We start from the raw sequence: 12,495 nt of genomic DNA, 5'->3' as shown, positions 1-12,495 counted from the left end.
AGCCGGTCTGTGTCCGCCATCAGGATTGCAGGGGCGTCTTTTACCGGACCGCCGCGCGTGAGCCTGACAGTCGGCCATTTGTCGTCCTCCTGCATCAACTTGACGCACGAACAGGAGAAACGGTTGCCCCGCGTGCTCTTACGAGTGAGCATCACCGCGGATGACGGCCAGCACCCCATCCAGTTCGTCTGCTTTGACCATGACATCCCGCGCCTTCGAACCTTCACTCGGCCCGACGATTCCGCGCGATTCCATCAGGTCCATCAGCCTGCCCGCCTTGGCGAATCCCACACGCAGCTTCCGCTGCAGCATCGAGGTCGAGCCGAACTGGGTGGAGACGACCAGCTCAGCGGCCTGGCACAGCAGGTCGAGATCATCCCCGATCTCCTCGTCGACCTCCCGCTTGGGCGCTGTGTCGACCGCCACGTCCGTCCGGTAGGTCGGCGTCAGCTGCGCCTTGCAGTGCTCGACGACCTTCTCGATCTCCTCCTCGGTGACATAGGCGCCCTGCATACGGGTCGGCTTGTTCGCGCCCATGGGGAGGAAGAGCCCGTCGCCCCTGCCGATCAGCTTCTCGGCGCCGTTCTGGTCCAGGATCACCCGGCTGTCGGCGAGCGAGGAGGTGGAGAACGCGAGGCGAGACGGCACGTTCGCCTTGATCAGACCGGTGACGACGTCGACGCTGGGGCGCTGGGTGGCCAGCACGAGGTGGATGCCGGCGGCGCGGGCCAGCTGCGTGATGCGGACGATCGAGTCCTCCACGTCACGCGGGGCGACCATCATCAGGTCGGCCAGCTCGTCCACGATCACCAGCAGGTAAGGGTACGGCGACAGCTCGCGCTCACTGCCCGGCAGCGACCTGGTCTTGCCGGAGCGCACCGCCGCGTTGAAGTCGTCGATGTGCCGGAAGCCGAAGGCCGCCAGGTCGTCGTAGCGCAGGTCCATCTCGCGGACCACCCACTGCAGGGCCTCGGCGGCCCGCTTCGGGTTGGTGATGATCGGCGTGATCAGGTGCGGGATGCCCTCGTACGCGGTCAGCTCGACGCGCTTGGGGTCCACCAGCACCATCCGGACCTCGTCCGGGGTGGCCCGGCACATGATCGAGGTGATGAGGCCGTTGATGCAGGACGACTTTCCCGACCCGGTCGCGCCCGCGACCAGGATGTGCGGCATCTTGGCCAGGTTCGCCATGACGTACCCGCCCTCGACGTCCTTGCCGAGCGCCACCGTCATCGGGTGGTCCTCGCCGGCCGCCGCGGCGGAGCGCAGCACGTCGCCCACGTTGACCATCTCGCGGTCGCTGTTGGGGATCTCGATGCCGACCGCGGACTTGCCGGGGATCGGGCTGATGATCCGGACGTCCGGGCTGGCGACGGAGTACGCGATGTTCTTGGCCAGCGCCGTGATCCGCTCGACCTTGACCGCGGAGCCCAGCTCGATCTCGTAGCGGGTGACCGTCGGGCCGCGGGTGAAGCCGGTGACCGTCGCGTCGACCTTGAACTCGGTGAAGACCTGCTGCAGCGAGGCGACCACCGCGTCGTTCGCCGCGCTGCGGGTACGGCCTGGCCCGCCGCGCTCCAGCAGGTCGAGCGAGGGCAGGGAGTACGTGATGTCGCCGGACAGCTGGAGCTGCTCGGCGCGCGGCGGCAGCGGGTCCACCGGATCGACGATCTTCTTCGTCAGGTCCGGGACGCCGCCCGACGGCTCGGAGGCGTCCTCGGCGCGGGCCGCGGGGACACCGGATCCGGTGGCCCCGGTACCCGTCTTGACGCTGTTGCTGAGGTCGGCGAGGAGCGGCGACGGCTGCACGCCGTGCATCACGGCGCCGTCCAGCGCGGCGGCCGCGGCGGCCGCCACGTCCACCGCGTCCGGACCGGAGCCGGCAGCCTGGTCCTCGGCCCTGCGCCGCGGACGACGGCGCGGGCGCGGCTCGTCGGCCTCCTCACCGCCGAACTCCCCCATCGACGCCAGTTCGTCCATGCCCTGGTCGTGCCGGGTGAAGCGCAGCGGGGACCTGCGGCGCGGGTACTCCTCCTCCGGGTCCTCCTCGAGCAGCTCCTCCATCGGAACCGCGTCCAGGTCGTCCAGGCCCTCCGGGGGTTCGTACAGGCCGAGTTTGGTGGCGAGCAGCCGCAGCCGCTGCGGAATCGCGTTGACCGGGGTGGCCGTCACGACCAGCAGCCCGAAGACGGTGACGAGCAGCAGCAGCGGGACGGCGAGCGCCGAGCCCACCGTGTAGAGCAGCGGCGACGCGGCCACCCAGCCGATCAGGCCGCCCGCGTCGCGCAGCGCGTCGGCTCCCATGTCCCGGCTCGGCGAACCGCAGGCCACGTGGACCAGGCCGAGGGCGCCGAGGACGAGGGTGGACAGCCCGATGACGATCCGCCCGTTGGCCTCCGGCTGCTCCGGGTGCCGCATCAGCCGGACCGCGACGACGCCGATCAGTATCGGCACCAGCAGGTCGAGCCGGCCGAACGCGCCGGTGACGAGCATCTCCACGAGATCGCCGACCGGGCCCCGCAGATCCGACCAGGTGCCCGCGGCCACGACCAGCGTCAGACCGAGCAGCAGCAGCGCCACGCCGTCCTTGCGGTGCGCGGGGTCGAGGCCGCGCGCTCCGCGCCCTATGCCGCGGAACACCGCGCCGATGCCGTGGGCGACGCCGAGCCACAGGGCGCGCACCATCCGGTAGAGGCCGGGGGGCGGCGGGGCCGGGCGGGGAGCGGGCTTGGCCGCGGCCCCCCGCGCCGCACGGGGAGCCGCGGCCTTCTTGGCAGGAGGTCTTCTCGCTGCGGTCTTCTTCGCCGCGGTCTTCTTGGCCGCAGGCTTCGCCGGAGCGTTCTTGGCAGTGCCGCCGGGCGTACGTGAGGCCATGGTGCCGAGATTACCTCCGAAGGCGGGGCTGAACACGCGTGCGTCCGATACCCCCGTCCGTGTCGCGCCTCGGGTGGGCCAAGGGTGACGCAGCGTCAACGGCGGGGGCCGCGTTCAGTCCTGCGGGGGATACCTGACGCCGCCGTCGCCGGTGCCGGGCTCCAGCGCGTCCAACGCCCGCCGCAGACCGGTCAGCTTGCGCTCCAGGTGCGCCGCGGTCGCCACCGCCGCCGCGTCCGCCGACTCGTCGAGCTGCTTCGACAGCGCCTCGGCCTGTTCCTCCACGGCGGCCAGCCGCGCGGAGAGTTCGGCGAGCAGCCCGGCGGGCTCCTTCGCCCCGTTGGCACCCACCGACACGCCCTGCTCCAGCTGGAGCCGCAGCAGCGCCGCCTGCTCGCGGAGCTGGCAGTTCTTCATGTAGAGCTCGACGAAGACCGACACCTTGGCGCGCAGCACCCACGGGTCGAACGGCTTGGAGATGTAGTCCACCGCACCGGCCGCGTAACCGCGGAAGGTGTGGTGCGGACCGTGGTTGATCGCCGTCAGGAAGATGATCGGGATGTCACGCGTCCGCTCGCGCCGTTTGATGTGGGCGGCGGTCTCGAACCCGTCCATGCCCGGCATCTGCACATCGAGCAGGATCACCGCGAAGTCATCCGTGAGCAGCGCCTTCAGCGCCTCTTCCCCGGATGCCGCCCGCACCAGCGTCTGGTCCAGCGCCGAAAGGATCGCCTCCAGCGCCAGCAGATTCTCCGGCCGGTCGTCGACAAGAAGGATCTTGGCCTTCTGCACCATGGCCCGCCCTCCTCGTCCCGGCGCCCCGCTGGTGGCCGCCCCCGGGGACGACTCCCTTGCGCCGCCCATCCTTGTGCCGGTCATGGTAGCCGCACCTGTCGTTCGCCACACCCTGTCACCGCCATGTCACTGTGCACGAAGCAGAAACGCTAGCGGAGACCAGAAGGTTCCCTGAATCCCGCCCCCTCACACCTGAATGGACACACCCCGTCAACAGTCCACATCTCAACGGGGTGTTCCGCGGGCGCTCATCCACTGTTCCATGAGTGTCAGCAGGTGATCGGTATCGACCGGCTTGGTGACGTAGTCCGACGCTCCGGACTCGATGCTCTTTTCCCGGTCGCCCTTCATCGCCTTCGCCGTCAACGCCAGGATCGGCAGTCCGGCGAACTGCGGCATCCTGCGGATCGCCGTCGTCGTCGCATAGCCGTCCATCTCCGGCATCATGATGTCCATCAGGACGATCGCGACGTCGTCGTGCTGCTCCAGGACCTCGATCCCCTCCCGGCCGTTCTCCGCATAGAGCACCGTCAGCCCGTGCTGCTCCAGCACGCTGGTCAGCGCGAAGACATTGCGGATGTCGTCGTCGACGATGAGCACCTTCTTTCGCCGTGGAACCCGCCCGTGAAGCGCGCGTACCCCTCGGTGTTCCCGGCGTCCACCCACGACTCCTCCACCGGCGCCGGAGCGGGCTGTCCCGCGAACGACTGCGGCTGCTGCTGCGGAGGCGCCGAGCGGCGGCGCAGCCGTGACAGGCTGCTGCCCGCGAGGCGGTTGCGGTGGGGCGCGTGGTACTCGGACTCGCCGAGCGCCTCGCTCCCTGGCAGCTGCGGGTAGCCGTGCGGCGGCAGTTCACCACTGCTGAGCGGCAGGTACAGGGTGAACGTCGAACCGCGGCCGGGCTGGCTGTCGGCGTGGATCTCGCCGCCGAGCAGCCGCGCGATCTCGCGGCTGATGGACAGGCCCAGGCCCGTGCCGCCGTACTTGCGGCTGGTGGTTCCGTCGGCCTGCTTGAACGCCTCGAAGATCACCCGCATCTTGCTCGCGGCGATCCCGATCCCGGTATCGGTGACGGAGAACGCGATCAGCGGCTGGTCCGCGTCACGCAGCGCCCCGGACTCCAGCAGCTGCTCCCGGATCGCCGGCGGGACCTCGGGACCCGCCGGCCGGATGACCAGCTCCACGGAGCCGCTGTCGGTGAACTTGACCGCGTTGGACAGGAGGTTGCGCAGCACCTGCAGCAGCCGCTGCTCGTCCGTGTGCAGCGTGACGGGGAGTTCCGGCGAGACCCGGACCGAGAAGTCCAGGCCCTTCTCGGCCGTCAGCGGACGGAACGTCGCCTCGACGTAGTCGACGAGCTGCACCAGGGCGATACGGGTCGGGCTGACGTCCATCTTGCCCGCCTCGACCTTCGACAGGTCCAGGATGTCGTTGATGAGCTGCAGCAGGTCCGAGCCCGCGCCGTGGATCGTCTCGGAGAACTCGACCTGCTTGGACGACAGGTTCCCGTCGGCGTTGTCGGCGAGCAGCTTGGCCAGGATCAGCAACGAGTTGAGCGGGGTGCGCAGCTCGTGCGACATGTTGGCCAGGAATTCGGACTTGTAGCGCCATCGAGACCGCGAGCTGCTCGGCGCGCTCCTCCAGGACCTGCCGGGCCTCCTCGATCTCGGTGTTCTTCACCTCGATGTCGCGGTTCTGCCGGGCCAGCAGCTCGGCCTTCTCCTCCAGCTCGGCGTTGGACAGCTGCAGCGCCTTCTGCCGGTTCTCCAGCTCGCCCGAGCGCTCCTTGAGCTGCTCGGTCAGCTCCTGGGACTGCTCCAGCAGCCCCTCGGTCTTGGTGTTGACGCTGATCGTGTTGACGCTGATCGCGATGATGTCGGTGATCTGGCTGAGGAAGTCCTTCTGGATCTGGGTGAACGGCTGGAACGCGGCCAGCTCGATCACCCCCAGGATCCGGTCCTCGAAGAGCACCGGAAGGACGATGACGTGCGCCGGGGGCGCCTCACCGAGCCCGGACACGATCTTGAGGTAGCCCGGCGGCACGTTCTCGACCAGAATCGATCGCTTCTCCACCGCGGCTTGCCCGATCAGGGCCTCACCCGGCAGGAAGGTGGTCGGCATGGAGCGCTTGGAGAAGCCGTACGACCCGACGAGCCGCAGCTCGTACGCGTCCTCGTCGTCCTCCCGCGCACCGAGTTCGGTGCCGTCGCCGATCTCCTCCGCGAGGAAGAACGCCCCGTGCTGGGCCGACACCACCGGCGTCAGCTCGCTCATGATCAGCGCGGCCACGTCGTTCAGTTCCCGGCGGCCCTGCATCAGGCCGGAGATCCGGGCCAGGTTGCCCTTGAGCCAGTCCTGCTCCTTGTTGGCGAGCGTGGTCTCCCGCAGGCGCACGATCATCGTGTTGATGTAGTCCTGGAGTTCCAGGATCTCGCCGGCGGCGTCCACGTCGATGCGCAGGTTGAGATCGCCGCGGGTCACCGCGGTGGCCACCTGCGCGATGTTGCGGACCTGACTGGTCAGGTTGTTGGCCATCAGGTTCACCGATTCGGTGAGGTCCTTCCAGATGCCGGAGACGTCCGGCACCCGGGCCTGGCCGCCCAGCCGCCCCTCGGTGCCCACCTCGCGCGCCACCCGGGTGACCTCGTCACCGAAGGCGGAGAGCTGGCCGACCATCGTGTTGATGGTCGTCTTCAGCTCCAGGATCTCGCCGCGCGCGTCCACGTCGATCTTCTTGGACAGGTCGCCGCGGGCGACCGCGGTCGTCACCATGGCGATGTTGCGGACCTGGCCGGTCAGGTTGGACGCCATGCCGTTCACCGACTCGGTGAGGTCCTTCCACGTGCCGGCGACGCCGGGTACGCGGGCCTGACCGCCGAGGATGCCCTCGGTGCCGACCTCGCGGGCGACGCGGGTGACCTCGTCACCGAACGCCGACAGCGTGTCGACCATCGTGTTGATCGTTTCTGCGAGCTGCGCGACCTCGCCGCGCGCCTCGACGGTGATCTTCTTGGTGAGGTCGCCGTTGGCGACCGCGGTGGCGACCGCGGCGATCGAACGCACCTGATTGGTCAGGTTGTTGGCCATCAGGTTGACGTTGTCGGTCAGGTCCTTCCAGATGCCCGACACGTCCCGCACCCGGGCCTGGCCGCCCAGCTGCCCCTCGGTGCCCACCTCGCGGGCGACGCGGGTGACCTCGTCACCGAACGCCGACAGCGTGTCGACCATCGTGTTGACGGTGGTGACCAGGGCGAGGATCTCGCCCTTGGCATCGACGGTGATCTTCTTCGACAGGTCGCCGCTGGCGACCGCCGTCGTCACCTCGGCGATGTTGCGAACCTGGCTCGTCAGGTTGTTGGCCATGAAGTTGACGGACTGCGTGAGGTCCTTCCACGTGCCGCTCACCCCCTTGACCTCGGCCTGGCCGCCCAGGATCCCCTCGGTGCCCACCTCACGGGCCACCCGGGTCACCTGCTCCGCGAAGGACGACAGCTGGTCGACCATCGTGTTCAAGGTGTTCTTCAGCTCGAGGATCTCGCCCCGGGCGTCCACGTCGATCTTCTGCGACAGGTCACCGCGCGCCACCGCTGTCGCGACCTGCGCGATGTTGCGGACCTGGGCGGTCAGGTTCCCCGCCATGCCGTTCACCGAGTCGGTCAGATCGCGCCACACCCCGGCGACGCCCGGCACCTGCGCCTGGCCGCCCAGGCGCCCCTCGGTCCCCACGTCACGTGCGACGCGGGTCACCTGGTCGGCGAACGAGGACAGCTGGTCGACCATCGTGTTGATGGTGTTCTTCAGTTCGAGGATCTCGCCCCGGGCATCCACGTCGATCTTCTGCGACAGGTCACCGCGCGCCACCGCCGTCGTCACCTGGGCGATCTGCCGCACCTGGGACGTCAGGTTGCCCGCCATGAAGTTGACGGAGTCCGTCAGGTCCTTCCAGGTGCCGGCGACGCCGTCCACCCGCGCCTGGCCGCCGAGCCGGCCCTCCGTACCCACGTCCCGCGCCATCCGGGTCACCTGGGCCGCGAAGGACGACAGCTGGTCGACCATGCGGTTCACGGTGTTCTTGAGCTCCAGCATCTCGCCGGAGACGTCCACCGTGACCTTCTGCGACAGGTCGCCGTTGGCGACCGCCGTCGTCACCTGCGCGATGTTGCGCACCTGGCCCGTCAGGTTGCGGAAGGCGGTGTTCACCGAGTCGGTGAGGTCCTTCCACGTGCCCGCCGCGCCCGGCACCTGCGCCTGACCGCCCAGCTCGCCCTCGACGCCGACCTCGCGCGCCACCCGGGTCACTTCCGCGCCGAAGGAGGACAACTGGTCCACCATCGTGTTCACGGTGTTCTTCAGCTCCAGCATCTCGCCGGAGACGTCCACCGTGACCTTCTGCGACAGGTCGCCGTTGGCGACCGCCGTCGTCACCTGCGCGATGTCCCGCACCTGCGCGGTCAGGTTGCGGAAGGCGGTGTTCACCGAGTCGGTGAGGTCCTTCCACGTGCCCGCCGCGCCCGGCACCTGCGCCTGACCGCCCAGCAGCCCCTCGGCGCCGACCTCGCCCGCGACCCGCGTCACCTCGTCCGCGAACGTCCGCAGCGTCTCGGTCATCGCGTTGATCGTCTCCGCGAGCTGCGCGACCTCGCCGCGCGCCCCGATGGTGATCTTCTGCGACAGGTCGCCGTTGGCGACCGCCGCCGTCACCTGCGCGATGTCCCGCACCTGGGCCGTCAGGTTCCCGGCCATGAGGTTGACGGAATCCGTCAGGTCCTTCCACACCCCGGCGACGTCCGGCACCTGTGCCTGACCGCCGAGCTCGCCCTCCGTACCGACCTCGCGGGCGACCCGGGTCACCTCGGAGGCGAACGACGACAGCTGGTCCACCATCGTGTTGACGGTGTTCTTCAGCTCCAACATCTCGCCGGCCACGTGAACCGTGACCTTCCGGGACAGATCACCCTTGGCGACCGCCGTCGTCACGAGAGCGATGTCACGCACCTGGGCGGTGAGCCGGGACGCCATCGTGTTGACGGAGTCCGTCAGGTCCTTCCACGAACCGGACATACCGCGCACCTTGGCCTGGCCGCCGAGCTTGCCCTCGGTACCGACCTCGCTGGCCACCCGGGTGACCTCGTCGGTGAACGCCGACAACTGGTCCACCAGGCCGTTGACCGTCCGGCCGACCTTCAGGAACTCACCGCGCAGCGGATGCGCGGAACCGTCCGCGCCCTGCGACCGCAGGTCCATCCGCTGTTCCAGATCACCCTCCGCGACCGCCGACAGCACCCTGCCGACCTCGGAGACCGGCCGGACCAGGTCGTCGACCAGCGCGTTCGACGCGTCGATCGCGGCGGCCCAGGAGCCCTCGCAGGCACCCGTCTCCAGTCGCTCGGTGAGTTTTCCCTCACGGCCGACGACCCGGCGCACCCGCGCCAGCTCGCCCGTCAGGTGCTGATTGCGGTCCGCGACCTCGTTGAAGACGGCGGAGACCTCTGCCATGAGCCCGTCTCCGGACACCGTCAACCGCTTGCGGAAGTTGCCGTCCCTCATGGACGCCAACGCCGCCAAAAGTCTGTACAAGGCAGCCGAATCCACCTCGATGGTCCCGTTGGCGCGGGATCGCGCGTTCTTTCCACGCGAAACTGCACCGCGCGTCGATGCGCTGGACTCCACCGTGTCCCTCCCGGAGGGTCGACCAAACTGCTCGTGAACTGCCTCTTAGACATGCCCAGTGTTTCACCATGCCCGCACCTGGCCATAACAGTTCGGCAGCTTCGCATATGACCAGACGCACGATCGGGGGCAGAAACACCCGGAACCAGCGCACGCGCCATCAGCGGAGGTAAGTAACCTGGCATCCGGTTGCCCGCCACAGACCGGGCCTACACCTCACGGGGGCCGCCGGTGACGGCGCAAAGAATCGAAAGCGAGACCGACGACAGCGCCAAGGGGCGCACGAGGAGTTCTGTGATCACGGCGCGGGCAGCGGCCACCTTCCAGCCGGTGGGGCGATCGGTCGCCGTCGCGCGCGCCTTCGTCCGCGACACCCTCCAGGGCTGGGGCTTCTCCGACATCGTCGACGACGCTGTCGTTCTGACCAGCGAACTCGTCACCAACGCGGTAGTCCATGCGGGTACCTCCGCCGACGTGCAGTGCCTGCGCTATGACAATGCGGTCCGGGTCGAGGTCGCGGACCACTACCCCGAGCGCGAGGTCCCCCTCCATGACGCCGGACTGCAGCTCCGCAGCCCCGACAGCGAAGGGGGGCGAGGGCTCGTCCTGTGCTCGGCACTCGCCAGCCGCTGGGGCGTGGAGTACACCCCCGCCGCCAAGCACGTATGGTTCCAGCTCGACCTGCCGGAACGCTCCGCGGGCACCCGCGCCGCGAGCCCCGCGCTGCCGACCGCCGCCCTCCCGCTCACCGACGAGCGGGTCCGCGTCGCCGTGATCCAGGTCGACCGCAACGCCATCGTCACCCGCTGGAACGACGACGCCACCGATCTCTTCGGCCACACCTCCGACCAAATGATCGGAAAGCCCCTCACCGAGCTCACCGCCTGGCCGCAGACCCCCGGCACCGGCATCGGCCTCGCCGAGGCGCTGCTCCTCTCCCGCTGGGAGGGCACCTACGGCATACGCGGAGCGGACGGCCGCGTACAGCCCGTCTACGGCTCCCACCTGCGGGTCCGCGACAGCACAGGCGAGCCCTCCACGGTCTGCCTGCTGGTCCGCGCGGACGAGCGGGCCGTCCTGCAGAGCCCCGCCCGTGGACCCGTCAGCTCGGACGCCGCGTCCGGGGACCGTGGGAAGGCCGCGGACGCCTTCGAGGTGTTCATCGGCTCTCCGGCCCCCGACGACCTCGACGGGCTCCTGCAGCGCACCGTGGAGCGCGCCCGTGACATGCTCGACGGCGACGCCGCCTACCTGCTGCTCGCCACCGACGACGAGACGGAGCTGGAGGTACGTGCCTCCACCGGCCTGCCCTCCGCCCGCCAGCGCTTCGCGCGCGTCCCCGTCGAGGCCGGCACCGGCCGCTACGGCAGCGCCAGGATGCCCGCCGTCCACGAGGATCTCAACGCCGTCCCCGGCGCCGTCCCGCTGCTCGCCGGCACCGGCATGCGCTCCATCGTCACCGTGCCGCTGAAGGTCGAGGGCAGGCTCACCGGCTCGCTCGGCGTCGCCGCCGAGGCCCCCGGCCGCTACTCCAACGAGCAGGCGCTGCGGCTGCAGTTCGCCGCCGACCGCATCGCGCTGGCCGTCGAGAGCGCCCGGCTCACGGAGCTGGAACGGCTGCGCCGCGGCTCGCTGTCCTTCCTCGTCGAAGCCTCGGACCTGCTCGCCGGCACTCTGGAACGGGACCAGACGCTCGCCCTCATGGCCCAGATGACCGTCCCCACGCTGGCCAGTTGGTGCGCCGTCTACACCATCGCCGAGCAGTCGGAACCCGAACTCGCCTTCGTGCTGCACGAGGACGAGGACCGGATCGACGGCATCAAGGCCCTGCTGGCGAAGCTCAATCCCCCTGCGCCGGAGCCTACGCCCGGCGCACGTATCTGGAGTGCGCCCTCCGACGCCGCCCACTCCACGGCGCTGCGCGCCTCCCTGCGGAGCCTCGGCCTCGGCGAGGCCGGCCGGCCCGCGACCGGACCCGGCACCGCGCTGGCGACCGCCGCCGCGGTCGGCGGCGAGACCGTGGTCCTGCCGCTCGTCGCCCGCAACCGCGTCATCGGCATGCTCACCCTCGGCAAGCCCGCGGACGAGCGCTTCCGCCAGGAGATCCTCGAACTCGCCGAGGACCTCTCCCGACGTGCCGCCCTCGCCCTGGACAACGCCCGCCTGTACAGCGAGCGCACGGCCATCAGCCAAGCCCTCCAGCGCAGCCTGCTGCCGCCGGGGCTGCCTCCCATCCCGGGTGTCGAGGTCGAGGTCATCTACCGGGCGGCGGGCGAGGGCAACGAGGTCGGCGGCGACTTCTACGACCTCTTCCCGATCCGCGACGGCTGCTGGGGCTTCGCCATCGGCGACGTCTGCGGAACGGGTCCGGAGGCCGCGGCCGTCACCGGCCTGGCCCGGCACGCGATCCGGCTCCTCGCCCGCGAGGGCTACGGCGGCCCCGCCGTCCTGGAACGGCTCAACGCCGCCATCCTGGACGAGGGCGCCCGGAGCCGGTTCCTGACCCTGCTCTACGGGGAGTTGTGGCCCCAGCCCGACGGCAGCGCCATCCTCAAGGTCGTCTGCGCCGGCCACCCGCTGCCACTGCGGCTGCGCCCGGACGGCACCGTGGTGCCCGCCGCCGACCCGCAGCCGCTCCTCGGCGTTCTGGAGGACCTGGAGCTGGTCGAACAGACCATCACCCTGGACCCGGGCGACGTCATGCTCTGTGTCACCGACGGTGTCACCGAACGCCGCGAGGGCTCCCGCATGCTCGGCGACGACGGCCTCGCCGACGTCCTCGCCACCTGCACCGGCCTCACCGCGGGCGCGGTCGCCGCCCGCATTCTGCGAGCCGTGGAGCGCTTCGCCTCCGACGCGCCCTCCGACGACATGGCCATCCTCGCGATGCGGGTCCCCGCCCTGCCCGAGAACTGACGGGGCGGCAGAAGCCCCCGGTGCCACCGGCACCGGGGGCCGGAACAGCAAAAGGACCCCCCGCCGTCAGGCGAGGGGTCCTTCTCTGCTGGGCCCCCATGCGGAATCGAACCGCAGACCTTCTCCTTACCATGGAGACGCTCTACCGACTGAGCTATAGGGGCTCGGTGTCGACAAGGAAAATCTTAACCCATGAACGACCGTGCTCGGTAACCCGTTCCGGCCGGCCCCCGGACCGGA

General features: G+C 69.9%; 3 protein-coding genes, 1 tRNA gene and 1 pseudogene. 1 reads left to right on the top strand and 4 read right to left on the bottom strand.

All coding sequences use genetic code 11. The annotated features are described in order from the left end of the window. Nucleotides 1-138: 138 nt before the first annotated feature. From M2266_RS26290 to M2266_RS26280, 3 genes and pseudogenes are all read right to left on the bottom strand, one after another. Nucleotides 139-2,874 (bottom strand): DNA translocase FtsK, encoded by a 2,736-nt coding sequence (locus tag M2266_RS26290; protein WP_277440402.1) that lies wholly within the window; start codon nucleotides 2,872-2,874, stop codon nucleotides 139-141. Nucleotides 2,875-2,988: 114 nt separating this feature from the next. Further along, on the bottom strand, nucleotides 2,989-3,669 hold the full coding sequence (locus M2266_RS26285; protein WP_277440401.1) for a response regulator: 681 nt from the start codon (nucleotides 3,667-3,669) through the stop codon (nucleotides 2,989-2,991). A gap of 225 nt (nucleotides 3,670-3,894) precedes the next feature. Further along, a pseudogene (locus M2266_RS26280) lies at nucleotides 3,895-9,339 on the bottom strand (HAMP domain-containing protein). 294 nt (nucleotides 9,340-9,633) lie between these two features. Between M2266_RS26280 and M2266_RS26275 the strand changes: the two are divergent. Further along, a complete protein-coding gene (locus tag M2266_RS26275) occupies nucleotides 9,634-12,255 on the top strand; it encodes a SpoIIE family protein phosphatase (RefSeq protein WP_277441360.1) in 2,622 nt (873 codons plus the stop codon). Between the two features lie 91 nt (nucleotides 12,256-12,346). Here the strand turns inward: M2266_RS26275 and M2266_RS26270 are convergent. Next, nucleotides 12,347-12,419 (bottom strand) — tRNA-Thr (locus tag M2266_RS26270). Nucleotides 12,420-12,495 lie beyond the last annotated feature (76 nt).

The sequence above is a fragment of the Streptomyces sp. SPB162 genome (assembly GCF_029504575.1).
In the GTDB taxonomy this organism is placed as follows: Bacteria; Actinomycetota; Actinomycetes; order Streptomycetales; family Streptomycetaceae; genus Actinacidiphila.
The sequence above is the reverse complement of the archived record's forward strand: the minus strand, read 5'-3'. Positions and strand labels throughout refer to the sequence as shown.